Origin of the sequence: Pseudomonas sp. 8BK (assembly GCF_902506475.1) — a bacterium.
In the GTDB taxonomy this organism is placed as follows: Bacteria; Pseudomonadota; Gammaproteobacteria; order Pseudomonadales; family Pseudomonadaceae; genus Aquipseudomonas; species Aquipseudomonas anguilliseptica.
In genome coordinates, this window is the sequence record NZ_LR733252.1 from 2,521,488 (window position 1) to 2,539,104 (window position 17,617).

A 17,617-nucleotide genomic window follows, 5' to 3' on the forward strand; every position below is an offset into this window, starting at 1 on the left:
GTTACGCGGCTTTACTCGCCGCGAATGTACTGTTCCAGTTGCTGAATCAGGCTGGCCTGTTCGGCGATGGTGTGTTTGACCAGGTCACCAATCGATAGCAGGCCGATCAGTTCGCCTTCCGCCAATACGGGCAGGTGGCGCAGGTGGCGGTCGGTCATCAGTTGCATGCAGTGCTGCGAGGTGTCGCGCAGGCCGACGGTCAGGACATCTGCGGTCATAATTTCGCTGATCATCGCACTGAATGCGGAGCGCTCCAGCAGCGCCACTTTGCGCGCGTAGTCACGCTCGCTGACGATGCCAGCCAGGCGACCTTTTTCATCCAGCACCACCAGTGCACCAATGCCTTTCTCGGCCATCAGCTTGATAGCATCGAGCACCGAAGTACTGGGCGTGACGCTGTACACGGCGGCCTGGGGCTTGGCGCGAAGAATCTCGGCAACTGTTTTCATGCAGCGGCTCCTGCTCTGTTTCTTATTGGCATTGAGGATAGTGCGCAGGCCGGCCATTGCTGGCCAACCCGATGACCCGATCAGAGCATCTGCGCGGGCTCAGCGCAACCATTGCAGGCCAGCAAGGTCGGTGCCAAGCAACGCGTCAATTGCCCGGAAATAGCGGCAGACGCAGTTGCACCTCGACTCCGCCTGCGACATTACCGATGTGTAATGCGCCGCCGTGCAGCTGCATGACTTCCTCAACAAAATTCAGCCCCAAACCGGTGCTCTTGCGCCCGCTGCCGGGGCGCGCCAGGGAGTAGAACCGCTCGCTCAGGCGCGCCAGGGCGTAATCAGGAATCGCCTCGCCCTGGTTGAACAGGCGCAACTCAACCTGCCCGGAGCGGGCCTCAGCACTAAAGCGGATCAGCCCGCCTGGTGGGGTGAAGTCCAGCGCGTTATCCAGCAGATTGGCCAGCGCCTGACGCAGCAGAAAGGCCTCACCACGCGCGCTTAATTCAGCACCGATATGGTTTTCAATCTGCAGGCCGGCGGCTTCAATACGCGCCATCTGCGCCTGCAACAGCGAGTCGGCCAGCGCCTGCAGTGGCACCGCCACCTGCTCTTCCAGGCCCTGGCGCTGTTCGACCTGAGCCAGGTGCAGCAGGCGCTCGATCAACTGCTGCATGCGTGCACTTTCCTGCTCGATATTGGCCACAAAGCGCTGCCGTTGTGGCGCGGGCATTTCACTATCGAGCAATTCCGCTGCACCGCGAATCGCCGCCAGCGGGCTTTTCAACTCATGAGTCAGGGTGTGCACGTAGCGCTCGACATAGGCCTTGCCTTCCAGCTCGGTGCGCATGCGCTCGATGGCTTCGGCCAGTTGCGCCAGCTCACCACCGCGCACGCTGGGCAGTTCGGCACGCTGCCCGGCGCTGACCGCCTGGGCGTAGCGGGTCAGCTTGCGCAAGGCGCCGCTGAGCCACCAGGACAACAGCGCACCGATCAACAGACCGAGCACGATCAAGCCGCCGCCGAGCCAGGCCAGACGCTGCTCGGAGCGTTCGATATAGGGCTGCAGGGTGCGATTGGGCTTGGCCACCGAGACCACGCCGATAATCTGTGCGCCATCCATGATCGGTGCGGCCACGTACATCACCGAGGAGTCGGGATCGTTCGGGTCTTCCTTGGTCGAGCGCGCGCCGTACTCGCCGCGCAGGGTGCGCAGCACGTCGTTCCAGCGCGAATAGTCCTCGCCCACCGCCGCGCCGGTGGAGTCGAGCAACACAATGCCCTTGGCGTCGGTGACATAGATGCGGTGGTTGACCTGAGTCTTCTCCACACCCCAGATCTGCGCCTGCGGTTGACGCTGACCGTAGGCTTGCAGCAACGCGGGCAGGCGGCTCTGCTGCAGACGCCCGGCCTTGACCTCATCACGCAGAATTTCCGCCAGCAGGTTGGCGGTGTCGACCAGGGTTTCCTCGGTGCTCTGGCGCACGCCGGGGCGGATTTCGTCCATCACCGTGCTCAGTACAAACCAGCCGGCCAGCCCGACAAACAGGAAGTACACCAGAAAGATGCGAATCCCCAAGGGCATCAGGCGTGCCTCGGCGAGTAGCTATAGCCCAGGCCGCGGTGAGTCTGGATCGGCTCAGCCGCAGCAGCCACCTGACGCAGCTTGGCGCGCAGGCTTTTGATATGACTGTCGATGGTGCGCTCGTAGCCGACATCGGCGGCCACGCCCAATCCGTCAAGCAACTGCTCGCGGGAGAACACCCGCTCGGGTTGCGCCAGCAGGCTTTGCAGCAAACGGAACTCGTGACGCGTGAGACTCAGTAGCTGGCCGTGGTAATGGATTTGCACCCGCTCGATATCCAGCTGGAACGGGCCACTGTCGGAGTTGGTGGCCGGCGCTTCACGCGGTGCCATGCGCTTGAGGATGGCCTTGACCCGCGCCGCGACTTCACGCGGGCTAAAGGGTTTGACCACGTAATCGTCGGCACCGATTTCCAGGCCCACCACCCGGTCGATTTCTTCGCTGCGCGCGGTGAGAAAAATCACCGGCACCTCGGAGAACCGCCGCAGCCGCTTGCAGGCCTCAAAGCCGCTGATATCCGGCAGGCCGACATCGAGAATCAGCAAGTCGGCCGGATTGCGCTGCTGTTCGGCCAGAGCCTGCTCGGCCAGGCTCAGCCAGGTGGTGGTAAAGCCTTCGCTCTGCAGGGCGAAAATCAGGGTATCGGCGATGGCGGCTTCGTCTTCGACAATCAGAATATGCGGCATTGGCGTCCTGCTCGTGGCAACTCGGCGAGGAGCCTGCGGCAGGCCGCTGCCAGCGTCAAGCATGCCGCCGGTGCAGCCCGACTCGTAGGTTGGCGTTGAGCGCAGCGAAGCCCAACAAGTGGCGGCCATATCGTTGGGCTTCGCCGCTGCGCGACTCAACCCAACCTACACTGCGGCCAGCGTAAAGGCTGAACGCAGAACCTCACCCACCCTACGGCCTCAGTCCAGCTTGAAGCGCCCAGTATTGTGCTCCAACGCCTGACTGCCCTGACGCAGCTGTTCGGCGGCATTGCTCACCGCCTGCGCCCCTTCCAGCAAGGTGCTGGCCGCGTGATCAACCTGCTGGATATTGCCGCTGACTTCATCAGCAGTGGCCGCCTGCTGCTCGGCGGCAGTGGCAATTTGCGCCAGGCGGTCAGTCACCAGCTGCACCGACTCGACAATGGCATTCAGGTCCTCGCCCATGGCCAGCACGCTGCCGACATCACCTTCTGCCTGACGCACGGCATCTTCCATCTGGGTCACCGACTGGCCGACCACGCGGTGCAGGTTGGCCACGGTTTCGGCGATTTCCGCCGTGGAGTTCTGCGTGCGTTGCGACAGCGAACGCACCTCGTCGGCCACCACAGCAAAGCCGCGGCCCTGATCGCCTGCACGCGCCGCTTCGATGGCCGCGTTGAGCGCCAGCAGGTTGGTTTGCTCGGCGATGCCCTTGATCACGTCCACCACCCGGGTGATCTGCTCGGTCTGGCTGCGTAACTGTTGCAGCGTGGTAGCGCTGTCGCCCAGGCGACTGCTGAGCTGGCGCATGCTCTCGCTGGTACGCGCGCTGCGCTGATTGCTCTGGTTGGCGATCTCACGGGTCTGGCTGGCTTCCACCGCGGCCTGCTCGCAGCTCTGCGCCACGCTTTGCGCGGTGGCGGCCATTTCGGTGGCGGCAGCAGCAATCTGGCTCATCTGCGCCTGCTGCTGTTCCACCGATTCCAGGGCATTGCGCGCCTCGCCGTTAAGCATTTGCACCGTGTCACCAAGTTGCTGGCTCTGCTGATTGACGCCCTGCATGGAGTCGCGCAACTGGCCAACCGCGGTATTCAGCGCCATCGCGATACTCGCCAGGTCATCCGCGCCATGCACCTGCATGCGCACGCGCAGGTCACCATCGCGCAGACCTTCGGCAGCATCAATGATGCCAGCGGTGCTACGCCGGATCGAGGCGTTGAGGCAGAACAATACATACAGCGCCAGCAGGGTCAGCAGGCTGAACACGCCGACCACTTCGATCATCGCGGTCAGGGCCTTGCGCCGGTAATCACCAAGACTGGCAGCAAACTGCTGGTACAACGCGGCCTGCAGACTGAGCAATTGGCCCTGCAGGGCATCGGTGCGTTGCACAAACTGCTCCGGGGTCAGGGCCATGGGACTGGCCTCGAACATGTCGCGGTCAATGCCCGTGAGAAAGGCTTCGTAACCCTGCAGAGCCTCATCATAGGGCCCCTGCAGCTGGCGCATGGCACGCGGCGCCTCCAGCTTGAGCGTGGCCTGGGCCTTGAGCAGTTGGCTGCGCGACTCATCCAGGCTGCGGCGCAAATCACGGATCAGCACCCGGCTCTGCAAGGTGAAATGCTGCGACACCACCGCGCCGTAGCCCTGACTGGTAAAGCTGCCCAATTGTTCGAGCAGACGCGGCAAGGTGTAGGTCAGCTGCTCCATCATCAGGTAGGTGTCGAGCTGCGGATCGAGGATCAACCCGCTGTCGGTTGCTACCTGCTCGCGCAGGGCCAGCAGGCTCAGCAGGTTCTTTTGGTAACGTTCGAGGGCATCGGGCAAGGCCAGCTTACCCAGTACATCGACACTCAGCTCGGCCTGACCGGCGCTGAGACTCTGCAAATGCTGGCGCGCCTGATCACTCAACAGCTCGGACTCAAGCGGTTGCTGCAGAGCCTGCAGGACTGGGCCAAGACCATTGGCCTGTTCACGCAGTAGTGCTTCGGCGGCTTTCTCGGTGCCCTTCCAGCGTGACAGCAACGTGCGTTGCTCTATCAGCTCCTGCTGCACGTCAGCCATGCCCTGCAGGGCATTGATACCTTCCAGTTCGTTATCGATGGCGTTGAGTCGATCCTGATAGTTGCCACTGATAACCCACAGAGAGAAGCCCAGCGGCAAAGCGAACAGGACAAACACCAACTGAAACTTGCGCGCGAAACTGAAACGTTCCAGCAACCGCACACCCGGTTTGAGTACTCCAGTCATACACACCTCAACCTGTTGAGCGCGCCAACTTCAGGGGCGCGCCAAAGCAAAACTTCAAGCAAGAAGCACGCCCAAGCAGCGCGCCTGCAGACGGTAATGTTTAATGAGCATAGATGAGTGGCCGGACCACGGCCCGTTACCCGGTCGCGAGCAGCGCTAGCGGTCGAAAAACCTAGCGGGAAATACCGCTCCAGAGTTCCTCGACATCGCGGAAGCCCCATTCTTCGGCAGACTCACGACCGACAATCCTGTCGCGCCCAACCAGCTTGCTCAGGTCAAGAATTTCCTGCGGGATCGGGGTTTTCGATTTGGCCGAGAAGAACACCTTGACCCTCGGCGCGAGCAGAGACTTCGCCTGTTGTTCCATGACCACGCCGATGCGCCCGCTCTCCAGACGCACCAGCGAACCCACCGGGTAGATGCCTACGGTTTTGACAAAGGCCTGGAACACCACAGGATCAAAATGGCCCTTCCACTCGGCCATCTTGCGGATCGACTCGGCTGGATCCCAACCCTGCTTGTACGGTCGGTTGGAAGTGATCGCGTCATACACGTCGCACACTGCGCCCATGCGCGCGTACAGGCTGATCTGCTCACCGACCAGACGGTGCGGATAGCCACTGCCATCAACCTTTTCGTGGTGATGCAGGCACACGTCCAGCACCAGCGCGCTGACTTGTTTGCTATCAATCAGCATGCGCGAGCCCGCTTCGGGGTGGTCGCGCACCTGAGCGAACTCGTTGTCGGTCAGCTTGCCGGGCTTGTTCAGCACATCATTTGGAATCGCCATCTTGCCGATGTCGTGGAGCAAACCGGCCAGCCCGGCCTCACGCACCTGCCCCTCATTCAGGCCCAGACTGCGCGCCAGGGCGATCATCAGTGCGCAGACCGCCACCGAATGCATATAGGTGTATTCATCGGCGTTTTTTAGCCGCGCCAGGCTGATCAGCGCATTGGGGTGACGCATGATCGAGGCGGAAATCTCCTCGACCAACTCCCCGGCCTGCTCAAACTGCAAGGCTTGGCCCATGCGCGCATCGCCAAACATGCTGACCACCGCAGCCTTGGAGCGGTCGCAGAGCTTGGCCGCACGCTGCACCTCATCCTCCATCGACACCGCCAGGTTGACTGGCGGGCTCTGCACCGCAGCCAAGAGAGCGGCCTCGGCTTGGGCTGCGACCTCCTCGGGACTGACACTGACGGTGCCGTCCTCGACATCCAGACCTTTGCTGACATCGATCCACAGCTCACCAATGCTGCTGGCCTTGATCCGCTGCAGGTCTTTTTCAGACTTGAGCAGAAACTTGGACTTCCAGAAGGGGTGGTCCATCCATGCGCCACAGAACTCGTGAACATACATACCGACGCGTACATCGGTCACAGCAATGCACTTCAACATGGGTGCCCTCAGACGAGAAAGTAACCCGGCTCTTGTCGGACAAGAATAGATGAACAATAGCCAGCATTACGCTGACTTGATACAACCAATGGCCATTGGACATCAGTTGCAGATCAGCGGCTTGGAAGCCTTGGCACGACTGCTTATCATTGCCGCTCAAGCGCACCCTAAGGAGTTGCCATGCGCCGCCTGTTGACCGGTCTTTGTGTCATTATTCTGCTGCTCCTCAACACGCTGATACTGATCGGCCCGCTATTGCTAATCGCCCTCGGCAAGTTCGTCCTGCCCGGCAAGGCACTGAAAACGACCAGCTCACGCGGGGTGATGTGGGTAGCAGAAACCTGGGCAGAGCTGAACAAGCTGATCTTCGCCAGCCTGCTCCCGGTGCACTGGGATATTCGCGGCAGTGCCGACCTGCGTCAGAGCACCTCCTATCTGGTGATCAGCAACCACCAGTCATGGGTCGATATTCCTGCGCTGGTACAGGCCTTCAACCGCAAGACGCCCTACTTCAAGTTCTTCCTCAAGCAGCAGCTGATCTGGGTACCCTTCCTCGGCCTGGCGTTCTGGGCGCTGGACTACCCCTTTATGCGCCGTTATTCCAAGGCATTTCTGGCCAAACATCCCGAACTCAAGGGCCAGGACCTGGAGATCACCAAGCGCGCCTGCGAGAAGTTCAAGGACTTGCCGGTCACCGTGGTCAACTACCTCGAAGGCACCCGCTGCACCCCAGCCAAACAGGCCCAACAAGGCTCGCCCTATCAGTATCTGCTCAAGCCCAAGGCCGGTGGTGTGGCCTTTGTTCTGGCCGCACTCGGCGAGCAACTGGACACCGTGCTGGACGTGACCGTGGTCTATCCAGGCACGCATGTGCCCGGCTTCTGGGAGCTGGTCAGTGGTCAGGTGGACAAGGTGATCGTCGATATCCAGACCCGCGAACTGGACCCGGCGCTGTGGCAGGGCGACTACGAAAACGACCCGGTATTCCGTCAGTTTGTGCAGAACTGGGTCACGCAGATGTGGCAAGACAAGGATGCGCGGATCGCGCAGATTCGCGCCGAACAGCCCTGCTGACCAGGCACCGCTGCTGATCAACTACTGCGGCAGCTCACGGCGAATCATCCAATGCTCCGGCGGCGGCATCAGACGGCTGATATCGAACTGCTCCAGGCTGGCCTGATCGAGCATCTCGATCATCGGACCGACCCGCCGTGCATGCGCACGACCTTCCAGCGCGCGCACCGCCAGGTCTACCGCAATCCGTGCCTGCAGCACCGGGGAATCGGTGGGCGCGGCAACAATAAAGCCATCACGAATCTGCTCGACAATCCGTTCCGTGGTGTAGGTAGCCAGAACCCGGGCCTGGTAGTTCTGCCCTGAGGTCTGCACCAGCTGCGCGGCAAAGCCGGCAGCCTCAGCATTACCCAGCAGGTAGTCGAGGCGCGGATGCTGCCTGAGCAGCTCGCGCACCAGTTGCGCCTGGCTGGCACGATCCACCGGGCCATAGCCACCGTGTTGCACGGTCATCGGCTTGCTCTGCTCAGCCTGACGCAGTGCCTTTTCCGAATCCAGCACCCAGCCTGCGCCTTGCGGCCCGGGTAACCAGCCCAGGCTGAAAGGCCCTGGCGAGCGATGGTCATCGATATAGGTCAGAGCAGCGCCGGTCATATCGGCAAAGTCCACGCTGGAGCTGGCGCTCAGCCCCGGACAGGCGATGCCATTGACCAGATCGATCACCGGCTTGCCCTGTTCGACCAGCTGGGCGATGGGCGCACAGAGGGCCTGGGCATCAATCGCCGCAATTACATAGGCATCGGCATTGAGCTGCTGACAGGTGCGCAACTGCTGCGCTTGCACCTGCGGGTTTTCATAGCCACCGGCCTCATAGATGCCTAGCCGCACACCTTGGCGCGCTGCCTCCTCATCCAGGCCCCAGGCCACACCCCACCAATAGCGATCCTTGCCATGCGGCAACAATGCACAGACCCGCCAGGGTTTGGCCGCTTGCGACAAAGGCTGATACTGCTGCGATACCCCATCGGCCAGCACCTCCACGGGGTACCAGTCCGTAGCCCATGCCTGGCAGCTGATCCAAAGCCAACAGAGGATGAAGCAGATCGCCCGCATAAGATCCTGCCCTGGAAAGTGAGCACTGAGCAGCCGTGCCGTGCACTTACTTTAGCCACTTTTCGGGTTCTATTTGGACGGAGCAGAAGACAAGCAGAACGCGAGCACGCTCCTCGGTTGAGGGGCGTGCATACCACGACAGGCGGGCAAACTAGCTGCCCGCCTGCATCGCTGAGGGCAATCAGGCCGCGCTGAACAGCTTGTGCGGGTCGATGACGAACTTCTTCGGCACGCCGGCATCGAACTCGCCGTAACCGCGCGGTGCGTCGTCCAGGCTGATGACCTGCACGCCAACCACTTCGGCGATATTGATGCGGTCCCACATGATCGCCTGCATCAACTGGCGGTTGTATTTCATCACCGGGGTCTGGCCGGTGTGGAAGCTGTGCGACTTGGCCCAGCCGAGGCCGAAGCGGATGCTCAGGGAACCAATCTTCGCCGCCGCGTCCACCGCGCCCGGATCTTCGGTGACATACAGACCGGGAATACCGATCTTGCCAGCCACCCGCACCACGCCCATCAGCGAGTTGAGCACGGTGGCTGGCGCTTCGTGTTGCACGCCTGCATGGCCGTGACCACGGGCCTCAAAGCCCACCGCATCGACGGCGCAATCGACTTCCGGCTCGCCCAGCAGCGCGGCGATCTGTTCGTGCAGCGGAGTGTCCTGAGACAGGTCGGCGATCTCGAAGCCCTGGGCCTTGGCATGGGCCAGACGCACCGGGTTGACGTCGCCGACGATCACCACCGCCGCACCGAGCAAGCGTGCCGAAGCGGCGGCCGCCAGACCCACCGGGCCGGCACCGGCGATATACACGCTGCTGCCCGGCCCCACTCCAGCAGTCACAGCCCCGTGATAACCGGTCGGCAGGATGTCGGACAGGCAGGTCAGGTCGCGGATCTTCTCCATGGCCTTGTCGCGGTCCGGCAGTTTGAGCAGGTTGAAATCGGCGTAGGGCACCAGCACATACTCGGCCTGACCACCGGTCCAGTCACCCATGTCGACATAACCATAGGCACCACCGGCACGCGCCGGGTTGACGGTCAGGCAGACGCCGGTGTGCATTTCCTTGCAGCTGCGGCAGCGGCCGCAGGCGACGTTGAACGGCACCGAAACCAGATCACCGATCTTCAGGTTTTCCACGTCGCTGCCCTTCTCGACCACCTCACCGGTGATCTCGTGGCCCAGCACCAGGCCCACTTGCGCTGTCGTGCGACCGCGCACCATATGCTGGTCGGAGCCGCAGATATTGGTGGAGACCACACGCAGGATGACCCCGTGCTCGATCTTGCGACCGCGCGGATCCTGCATTTTCGGATAGTCGATTTTCTGCACTTCGACCTTGCCAGCGCCGAGATAGACGACGCCACGATTACCAGACATACGTATTTCTCCTTTCTTGTTGTGAATACAAAGGCGCAGCCAACGGTCGCGCGGCCTTGTACTGGAGCGTTTAAGTCTGTTGCCGGGTAGGCCGAGGACTTGGCAGTCGGTGATCCACCCGTAGCGGGAACTTCCAGCGCTGCGGCTTAGGCGTGCAGCACCACCGTGCGGCCGTCATTGAGGAAGACGCGGCGCTCAAGGTGATAGCCGATGGCCTTGGCCAGGGTCTGGCACTCGATATCGCGGCCCTTGGCGATCAGGTCTTCGGGGTAGTGGGCATGGTCCACCGGCTCTACGCCCTGGGCGATGATCGGCCCCTCGTCGAGGTCGTTGTTGATGTAATGCGCGGTGGCGCCGACCAGCTTGACGCCCTTCTCGTAGGCCTGGTGATAGGGCTTGGCGCCCTTGAAACCGGGCAGCAGCGAGTGGTGAATATTGATCGCCCAGCCGTCCAGCCGGCGGCACAGCTCGGGTGAGAGCACCTGCATATAACGGGCGAGTACCACCAGCTCGGCACCGCTGTCCTCGATCACCTGCAGCACCCTGCTTTCCTGCGCCGGCTTGTCTTGCGGGTCGAGCGGGAAGTGGTAATAGGGGATGTCGTGCCAGCGTGCCAGCGGCTCCAGATCCGGGTGGTTGGACACCACCGCCACCACGTCCATGGCCAAATGGCCGATGCGCTGGCGGTAGAGCAGGTCGTTGAGGCAGTGATCGGCCTTGCTGACCATCAGCACCACCTTGGCCCGGTAGCCCGGCGGGGTCAGTTCAACCTGCATGCCGAAGGCGCTCAGGCGATCGTTCAGACCGGCGCGAAAGGCCTGCTCGTCAAAGTCATCCGGCTGACGGAATTCCACGCGAATAAAGAATCTTGCCGACAGGCGATCATCGAAGGAGTGGTGTTCGGTGACGTAGCAGCGCTGCTCGAACAGAAAGCGCGTCACCGCATCCACCGTGCCGAGCACGCTCGGGCAGTGGGCGGTGAGAATCCAGGTATCGGGGGTGCGGCTCATGGTCAGTCCCTCGGTGGAACTCGTGAGAGGGGCTTTAGCCGCGATCGGCTTTAACCACGAGAACAGTTGCGGCTAAAGCCCCTCCCACAGGATGTTTGTTGCCGTCAGGCCTTGATCGCCAAGCCGTATTCGGCGCTGGCGTCCTGCAGCCACAGCCAGAAGTAATCGGAGAAGCTGCGGCGAATCAGCAGTTCCCAGGTGTCTTCGGCGGTGTGGCGGATCACCAGTTGCGACTTGGCGAAGTGGGTGCCCACCGCCTTGCCGACCGGGAAGTTGCTCGGGTGCACGTCGTAGCTGGTGGACTTCATCAGCACCTCACGCACCTTCGGCCCACGCAGTTCCAGCAGGGTCTGCCCGCCGCTGACGTTGACGATCGAGATGTGCTGACCATCCAGCGCTTCGCGCAGCTTCTGCTCGACCGCGAACTCGCTGCCGCTCGGCACAATCAGCAGCCACTCATCCGGCGCCAGCCATTGCAGCGAGGTGTCGCCGGCCGCCACCAGGGTAAGCGCCACCGGCAGCTCCAGGCCCAGAGCTTTGTGCACGCCGCCGGCAAATGCCGGATCCTTGGCATCGCCACGCAGGGTCAGGTGACCGAGCAACTTCTTCTCACGCACCGTCACCCCGGCGCTGGCCGAACCTTTACCCGCCAGTTGTTCAAGGCCGGCGTGGAACAGCGGCGACTCGGCATGCGCGGCGGCCGGGCGTTGCTGATAAACGTTGATCAAATTAGACATTCTGGCGATCCCCTTTCGGGTCATAGAACACGGAGCTGACGATTTCGGCTTCGATCAGGCTGCCATCGGCCAGCGGTGCGAACACCCGCTCACCCATGCGTTTGAGCCCGCCCTTGACCACGCCCATGGCGAAGGAATAGCCCAGCGCCGCGCTCATATAGCTGGAGGTGACGTGGCCGACCATCTGCATCGGGATGGACTGCTGCGGGTCGAACACCAGTTGCGCGCCTTCCGGCAGCACCTTGTTGGGGTCGACGGGTTTGAGCCCGACCAGCTGCTTGCGGTCTTCGCGCAGGCTGTCTTCGCGGTTCATGCCGCGCCAGCCGATCCACGAGAACGGCTTGGTTCGCCCTACGCACCAGCCCATGTTGAGGTCGTCCGGGGTGACCGAGCCGTCGGTGTCCTGACCGACGATGATGAAACCCTTCTCGGCGCGCAGCACGTGCATGGTCTCGGTGCCGTAAGGCGTCAGGCCATGCTTCTTGCCGGCTTCGATGATCTTTTCCCACACGCCCAGGGCGTAGTCGGCCTGCACGTTGACCTCATAACTCAGCTCACCGGTAAAGGAAATGCGGAACACCCGCGCCGGCACACCGCCAACCAGGCCCTCCTTCCAGGTCATAAACGGGAAGCCTTCCTTGTCCAGGTCGATGTCAGTGACCTCGGCCAGCAGCTTGCGGCTGTTGGGGCCGGACAGGGTCATGGTCGCCCAGTGGTCGGTGACCGAGGTGAAGTACACCTTCAGCTCCGGCCACTCGGTCTGGTGGTAAATCTCCAGCCATTCCATCACCCGTGCGGCACCGCCGGTGGTGGTGGTCATCAGGAAGTGGTTATCGGCCAGGCAGGCGGTTACGCCGTCGTCGAAGACCATGCCGTCTTCCTTGCACATCAGGCCGTAACGGGCCTTGCCAACATCCAGCTTGGTCCAGGCGTTGGTGTAGACGCGGTTGAGAAACTCGCGGGCATCCGGGCCTTGAATGTCGATCTTGCCGAGGGTCGAGGCGTCCAAAATGCCGACGGCGTTACGCACGGCCAGGCACTCGCGGGCCACGGCGGCGTGCAGGTCTTCACCCACCTTGGGGAAGTACCACGGGCGCTTCCACTGACCCACGTCCTCGAACTCGGCACCGTTTTGCAGGTGCCAGCTTTGCATCGCGGTGTAACGCTTGGGCTCGAACAGCGCGCCACAGTGACGGCCGGCCACCGCGCCGAAGGTCACCGGGGTGTAGTTCGGGCGGAACATGGTGGTGCCCATCTGCGGGATGCTGATGCCCAGCGAACGGGCGGCAATCGCCAGACCGTTGATATTGCCCAGCTTGCCCTGGTCGGTACCGAAGCCCAGCGCGGTGTAGCGTTTGACGTGCTCGACCGACTCGAAGCCCTCGCGGGTGGCCAGCTCGATACCGGCGGCGGTGACGTCGTTCTGCAGGTCGACAAACTGCTTGGGCGCACGCGCCGTCGGCTTGTCGTGCGGCACCTGAAACAGCGCCAGGGACGGCTCTTCCAAGCGTGGTGCGACCTGCGGCAGGCTGGCGGAGACCGCCTTGAAGCCGGCTTCGGCAGCCGCCGAAACACCCGCTTCGAAGCCATCAGCCAGGGCATCGCCCAAGCCAAACACGCCATTCACCGCACCGGCGCACAGGCGCTTCTGGAAGCCGCCCTCGCCCGGCACAAAGGCCAGAATGTCTTCACGCCAGGTCGGCCGACCGCCCAGGTGCGACGCCAGGTGCACCACCGGGCTGTAACCGCCGGAGCTGACGATCAGGTCGCAATCGAGCACCTCGCCGGGGCTGCTGACCTTATGGCTGTGCACATCGATGGCGCAGATGCGCGCAGCAGTCACCCGCTTGCTGCCGGCCGCTTCCACCACGGCGCTGCCGGTAAGGATGCGCACGCCACGCTTGCGCGCCTCTTCCACCCAGCTACCGCGTGGGTTGCTGCGGGCATCGGCCACAGCTACCACCTGCAGACCGGCGTCGAGCCAGTCAAGCACCACGCGGTAGGCGTAATCGTTGTTGGTCGACAGCACCAGCTGCTTGCCTGGTGCCACGCCATAACGGCGCACATAGGTGGACACCGCATCGGCGAGCATATTGCCCGGCACGTCGTTGTTGGCGTACACCAGCGGCCGCTCGTGGGCGCCGGTGGCCAGCACCACACGAGTGGCACGCACACGGTGCATGCGCTGACGCACCATCCCCATAGGCGCGATTTCCCCGAGGTGGTCGGTCAGGCGCTGGTGAATGGTGAGGAAGTTGTGGTCGTGGTAACCGTTGACCGTGGAACGCGGCAACAGGGTGACTTCAGGCATGCCGGACAACTCGGCAATCACCTGCGCGGCCCAGTCGGCGGCGGGTTTGCCGTCGAGGGTTTCGCGGGTGCTGAGCAGGCTGCCGCCAAACTCTTCCTGCTCATCGGCGAGAATCACCCGGGCACCGCTGCGTGCAGCAGCCAAGGCTGCCGCCAGGCCCGCCGGGCCGGCACCGACCACCAGCACGTCGCAGTGCTGGTTCATGTAGTCGTAGCTGTCCGGATCCACGGCGGTCGGCGCGCGGCCTAGACCGGCGGCCTTACGGATGTATTTCTCGTAGGTCAGCCAGAGGTTCTGCGGGTACATAAAGGTCTTGTAGTAGAACCCCGGCGGCATCATCTTGCCGCCGACCTTGCCGAGAATGCCCATCAGGTCGGTGTTTACGCTCGGCCAGCCGTTGGTGCTGCTGGCGACCAGGCCGGCATACAACGCCTGCTGGGTGGCACGCACGTTGGGAATCTGCGCCGCTTCGGTGCTGCCAATCTGCAGCACGGCGTTCGGCTCTTCCGCGCCGGCAGCAACGATGCCGCGCGGCCGTGAATATTTGAAACTACGCCCGACGATATCCACGCCATTGGCCAGCAAGGCGGCTGCCAGGGTGTCACCGGCAAAGCCCTGGTAGCTCTGCCCGTTGAAGCTGAATGTCAGGGGCTGGCTGCGATCAACGCGGCCGCCTGTAGCAAGACGATTGACCTGGCTCATGCCGTTACTCCTTGGTCGATGGCCTTTTTCTCGACAGTGCCGGCAGCAGTGACGCTGGGCTTCTCGCCGATCTTGTAGGTTTCGAGAATTTCGTAGGACACCGTGTGACGGGTGGCGTTGAAGTACTTGCGGCAACCGGCCGAATGCACCCACAACTCGTGGTGAATGCCGCGCGGGTTATCGCGGAAGAACAGGTACTCGCCCCACTCGGCATCGGTGCAGGCGGCCGGGTCCAACGGGCGCGGAATGTGCGCCTGGCCCTTGGCGTGGAATTCCTCTTCGGAGCGCAGTTCGCCGCAGTGAGGGCAGAAGATATGCAACATGGGTAAGCCCTCTTAGTGAGCCACGGCAGCAGCGCCGTGTTCGTCGATCAGTGCGCCAGTGTGGAAACGGTCCATGGCGAAGGGTTTGGCCAGCGGGTGCATTTCGCCCTTGGCCAGGCTCGCGGCGAACACGTGGCCCGAACCCGGGGTGGCCTTGAAGCCGCCGGTGCCCCAACCGCAGTTGAAGAACAGGTTCGGTACCGGGGTCTTGGAAATAATCGGGCAGGCGTCCGGCGAGGTGTCGACGATGCCGCCCCACTGACGGTTCATGCGCACCCGCGAGAGCACCGGGAACATCTCGACGATGGCCTGCAGGGTGTGTTCGATGGTGCCGTAGGAGCCGCGCTGGCCGTAGCCGTTGTAGCCGTCGATACCGGCACCGATGACCAGGTCGCCCTTGTCCGACTGGCTGATATAGCCGTGTACGGCGTTGGACATGATCACGCTGTCGATAATCGGCTTGATCGGCTCGGACACCAGCGCCTGCAGCGGATGGGATTCCAGCGGCAGGCGGAAGCCGGCGAGGCCCGCCATATGCCCGGAGTTACCGGCGGTGACCACTCCGACGCGTTTGCCACCGATAAAACCCTTGTTGGTTTCCACGCCGATACATACGCCGTTTTCCTTACGGAAGCCGATCACCTCGGTCTGCTGGATCAGGTCCACGCCCAAGGCGTCGGCGGCGCGGGCATAGCCCCAGGCCACGGCATCGTGACGTGCAACGCCACCGCGACGCTGCACGGTGGAGCCCATCACCGGGTAGCGGGTGTTCTTGCTGCAATCGAGGTACGGAATCTCTTCGGCCACCTGCCTGGCATCCAGCAGTTCGCCGTCCACGCCATTCAGGCGGTTGGCGCTGACACGGCGCTCGGAGTCGCGCATGTCCTGCAGGGTGTGGCACAGGTTGTAGACGCCGCGCTGGCTGAACATGACGTTGTAGTTGAGGTCCTGGGACAGACCTTCCCACAGCTTCATCGCGTGCTCATACAGGTGCGCGGACTCATCCCACAGGTAGTTGGAGCGCACGATGGTGGTGTTGCGCGCAGTGTTACCGCCGCCCAGCCAACCCTTCTCGATCACCGCGACGTTCTTTACGCCGAACTCTTTGGCCAGGTAATAGGCCGTGGCCAGACCGTGGCCGCCACCGCCGACGATGATCACGTCGTACACCGGCTTGGGCGTGGGGTTGCGCCACATGCGCTGCCAGTTTTCGTGGTGGCTGAACGCGTGCTTGAACAGGCCGAAGCCGGAATAACGTTGCATAAAGGTGCTCCTGAAACGGAAAGCTGGAACCTTGTCGCCGGGCGCGGCAGTTACCGAACCGGGTGGAACATTGCGCTTATCGGTAGACCGGGTAATCGGCGCACAGCCCTGCCGCCAGCGTGGCCACCTGCGCTTCCACATCGGCATCGCCGAGGTGGTCGAGGATGTTGCAGATCCAGCCGGCCAGCTCGATGCTCTGCGCTTCCTTGAAACCGCGCGTGGTGATCGCCGGGGTGCCGATACGCAGGCCCGAGGTGACAAACGGCGACTGCGGGTCATTCGGCACGGCGTTCTTGTTGACCGTGATGCCAGCTCGGCCCAGGGCGGCATCGGCGTCTTTGCCGGTGAGGCCCTGACGGATCAGGCTGACCAGGAACAGGTGGTTGTCGGTGCCGCCGGAGACCACGTCGTAGCCGCGCTGGATAAACACCTTGGCCATGGCCTGGGCATTCTTGATCACCTGCGCTTGGTATTCCTTGAAGCCCGGCTCCATGGCTTCCTTGAAGCACACCGCCTTGGCGGCGATCACGTGCATCAACGGGCCGCCCTGGGCGCCGGGGAAGACCGCCGCGTTGAGCTTCTTCTCGATATCAGGATTAGCCTTGGCCAGGATCAAGCCGCCACGCGGACCGCGCAGGGTCTTGTGGGTGGTGGTGGTGACCACATCGGCAAAGGGAATCGGGTTGGGATACAGACCCGCGGCGACCAGGCCGGCGACGTGCGCCATGTCGACAAACAGCAGCGCGCCAACCTTGTCGGCAATGGCGCGGAAACGCGGGAAATCCAGGGTTTTCGAGTAGGCCGAGAACCCGGCGACGATCATCTTCGGCTGACACTCCACGGCCAGGCGCTCGACTTCGTCGTAATCAATCAAACCGGTGGCGGTGTCGATGCCGTACTGCACGGCGTTGTACAGCTTGCCCGAGGACGACACCTTGGCGCCGTGGGTCAGGTGGCCGCCGTGGGCCAGGCTCATACCGAGAATGGTGTCGCCGGCATTGATCAGCGCCAGGTACACCGCGCTGTTGGCGGAGGAGCCGGAGTGCGGCTGCACGTTGGCGTAGTCGGCACCGAACAGCGCCTTGGCGCGGTCGATGGCCAGCTGCTCGACCACATCGACATGCTCGCAGCCGCCGTAATAGCGCTTGCCCGGATAGCCTTCGGCGTACTTGTTGGTCAGGCCGCTGCCCTGTGCCTGCATCACGCGCTTGCTGGTGTAGTTTTCCGAGGCGATCAGCTCGATATGGTGCTCCTGACGGCTTTCCTCGGCGTTGATGGCGCTGAGCAATTCGTCGTCGTAGCCTTGAATCTGGTCATGCTTGCTGAACATCGCGGATCTCCTGCGGCGCCTGGGCAGCGCATCTGTGTCGATAGCGGGCTGAGCCCTTGTGAGCCGATGG

14 protein-coding genes are annotated in these 17,617 nt (G+C 62.8%); 1 reads left to right on the forward strand and 13 read right to left on the reverse strand.

Translation table 11 applies throughout. The features are described from left to right. Positions 1-11: 11 nt before the first annotated feature. The 5 genes from ACIN8IBEIGE_RS11600 to ACIN8IBEIGE_RS11620 form a co-directional block, all read right to left on the reverse strand. Positions 12-449 (reverse strand): CBS domain-containing protein, encoded by a 438-nt coding sequence (locus tag ACIN8IBEIGE_RS11600; RefSeq protein WP_160014758.1) that lies wholly within the window; start codon positions 447-449, stop codon positions 12-14. A gap of 145 nt (positions 450-594) precedes the next feature. Then, the gene (creC, locus tag ACIN8IBEIGE_RS11605) at positions 595-2,028 is read right to left on the reverse strand and encodes a two-component system sensor histidine kinase CreC (RefSeq protein ID WP_160014759.1); all 1,434 of its coding nucleotides are present in this window, start codon (positions 2,026-2,028) and stop codon (positions 595-597) included. Beyond that, on the reverse strand, positions 2,028-2,714 hold the full coding sequence (creB, locus tag ACIN8IBEIGE_RS11610) for a two-component system response regulator CreB (RefSeq protein ID WP_160014760.1): 687 nt from the start codon (positions 2,712-2,714) through the stop codon (positions 2,028-2,030). Before creB ends, creC begins: the two co-directional genes overlap by 1 nt. Positions 2,715-2,933: 219 nt before the next feature. Continuing rightward, entirely contained in the window at positions 2,934-4,964 is a 2,031-nt protein-coding gene (locus tag ACIN8IBEIGE_RS11615) for a methyl-accepting chemotaxis protein (protein WP_160014761.1), read from the reverse strand. A 172-nt stretch (positions 4,965-5,136) separates the two neighbouring features. Continuing rightward, positions 5,137-6,363, reverse strand: a complete 1,227-nt coding sequence (locus ACIN8IBEIGE_RS11620) for an HD-GYP domain-containing protein (protein ID WP_160014762.1) — start codon at positions 6,361-6,363, stop codon at positions 5,137-5,139. Positions 6,364-6,543: 180 nt separating this feature from the next. Here ACIN8IBEIGE_RS11620 and ACIN8IBEIGE_RS11625 point away from each other — a divergent pair, with 180 nt between their 5' ends. Beyond that, a complete protein-coding gene (locus ACIN8IBEIGE_RS11625; protein ID WP_160014763.1) occupies positions 6,544-7,437 on the forward strand; it encodes an acyltransferase in 894 nt (297 codons plus the stop codon). A gap of 21 nt (positions 7,438-7,458) precedes the next feature. Here the strand turns inward: ACIN8IBEIGE_RS11625 and torT are convergent, their stop codons facing one another. The 8 genes from torT to glyA form a co-directional block, all read right to left on the reverse strand. Further along, a complete protein-coding gene (gene torT, locus ACIN8IBEIGE_RS11630; RefSeq protein WP_256665126.1) occupies positions 7,459-8,490 on the reverse strand; it encodes a TMAO reductase system periplasmic protein TorT in 1,032 nt (343 codons plus the stop codon). Positions 8,491-8,671: 181 nt separating this feature from the next. Next, complete coding sequence (gene fdhA / locus ACIN8IBEIGE_RS11635; RefSeq protein WP_160014764.1) at positions 8,672-9,871, reverse strand: formaldehyde dehydrogenase, glutathione-independent; 1,200 nt, start codon at positions 9,869-9,871, stop codon at positions 8,672-8,674. A gap of 146 nt (positions 9,872-10,017) precedes the next feature. Continuing rightward, on the reverse strand, positions 10,018-10,881 hold the full coding sequence (gene purU, locus ACIN8IBEIGE_RS11640; protein WP_160014765.1) for a formyltetrahydrofolate deformylase: 864 nt from the start codon (positions 10,879-10,881) through the stop codon (positions 10,018-10,020). A gap of 104 nt (positions 10,882-10,985) precedes the next feature. After that, entirely contained in the window at positions 10,986-11,618 is a 633-nt protein-coding gene (locus ACIN8IBEIGE_RS11645; RefSeq protein ID WP_160014766.1) for a sarcosine oxidase subunit gamma, read from the reverse strand. Then, positions 11,611-14,631: a sarcosine oxidase subunit alpha gene (locus ACIN8IBEIGE_RS11650; protein WP_160014767.1), complete on the reverse strand. Its 3,021-nt coding sequence runs from the start codon at positions 14,629-14,631 to the stop codon at positions 11,611-11,613. Before ACIN8IBEIGE_RS11650 ends, ACIN8IBEIGE_RS11645 begins: the two co-directional genes overlap by 8 nt. Beyond that, on the reverse strand, positions 14,628-14,954 hold the full coding sequence (locus ACIN8IBEIGE_RS11655) for a sarcosine oxidase subunit delta (RefSeq protein ID WP_160014768.1): 327 nt from the start codon (positions 14,952-14,954) through the stop codon (positions 14,628-14,630). The genes ACIN8IBEIGE_RS11650 and ACIN8IBEIGE_RS11655 overlap by 4 nt, the downstream gene beginning before the upstream one ends. Before the next feature lie 12 nt (positions 14,955-14,966). Continuing rightward, positions 14,967-16,217 (reverse strand): sarcosine oxidase subunit beta family protein, encoded by a 1,251-nt coding sequence (locus ACIN8IBEIGE_RS11660; RefSeq protein WP_160014769.1) that lies wholly within the window; start codon positions 16,215-16,217, stop codon positions 14,967-14,969. A gap of 76 nt (positions 16,218-16,293) precedes the next feature. After that, positions 16,294-17,547, reverse strand: coding sequence for a serine hydroxymethyltransferase (gene glyA, locus ACIN8IBEIGE_RS11665; RefSeq protein WP_160014770.1), 1,254 nt, complete (start codon positions 17,545-17,547; stop codon positions 16,294-16,296). Positions 17,548-17,617 lie beyond the last annotated feature (70 nt).

What these genes read in the sequence shown, in the direction of transcription:
- ACIN8IBEIGE_RS11615 (WP_160014761.1), bottom strand. Translation starts at nt 4,964, where the DNA reads ATGACTGGAGTACTCAAACCGGGTGTGCGGTTGCTGGAACGTTTCAGT.
- glyA (WP_160014770.1), bottom strand. Translation starts at nt 17,547, where the DNA reads ATGTTCAGCAAGCATGACCAGATTCAAGGCTACGACGACGAATTGCTC.
- torT (WP_256665126.1), bottom strand. Translation starts at nt 8,490, where the DNA reads ATGCGGGCGATCTGCTTCATCCTCTGTTGGCTTTGGATCAGCTGCCAG.
- ACIN8IBEIGE_RS11600 (WP_160014758.1), bottom strand. Translation starts at nt 449, where the DNA reads ATGAAAACAGTTGCCGAGATTCTTCGCGCCAAGCCCCAGGCCGCCGTG.
- ACIN8IBEIGE_RS11645 (WP_160014766.1), bottom strand. Translation starts at nt 11,618, where the DNA reads ATGTCTAATTTGATCAACGTTTATCAGCAACGCCCGGCCGCCGCGCAT.
- ACIN8IBEIGE_RS11625 (WP_160014763.1), top strand. Translation starts at nt 6,544, where the DNA reads ATGCGCCGCCTGTTGACCGGTCTTTGTGTCATTATTCTGCTGCTCCTC.
- ACIN8IBEIGE_RS11620 (WP_160014762.1), bottom strand. Translation starts at nt 6,363, where the DNA reads ATGTTGAAGTGCATTGCTGTGACCGATGTACGCGTCGGTATGTATGTT.
- creC (WP_160014759.1), bottom strand. Translation starts at nt 2,028, where the DNA reads ATGCCCTTGGGGATTCGCATCTTTCTGGTGTACTTCCTGTTTGTCGGG.
- ACIN8IBEIGE_RS11660 (WP_160014769.1), bottom strand. Translation starts at nt 16,217, where the DNA reads ATGCAACGTTATTCCGGCTTCGGCCTGTTCAAGCACGCGTTCAGCCAC.
- fdhA (WP_160014764.1), bottom strand. Translation starts at nt 9,871, where the DNA reads ATGTCTGGTAATCGTGGCGTCGTCTATCTCGGCGCTGGCAAGGTCGAA.
- ACIN8IBEIGE_RS11650 (WP_160014767.1), bottom strand. Translation starts at nt 14,631, where the DNA reads ATGAGCCAGGTCAATCGTCTTGCTACAGGCGGCCGCGTTGATCGCAGC.
- creB (WP_160014760.1), bottom strand. Translation starts at nt 2,714, where the DNA reads ATGCCGCATATTCTGATTGTCGAAGACGAAGCCGCCATCGCCGATACC.
- ACIN8IBEIGE_RS11655 (WP_160014768.1), bottom strand. Translation starts at nt 14,954, where the DNA reads ATGTTGCATATCTTCTGCCCTCACTGCGGCGAACTGCGCTCCGAAGAG.
- purU (WP_160014765.1), bottom strand. Translation starts at nt 10,881, where the DNA reads ATGAGCCGCACCCCCGATACCTGGATTCTCACCGCCCACTGCCCGAGC.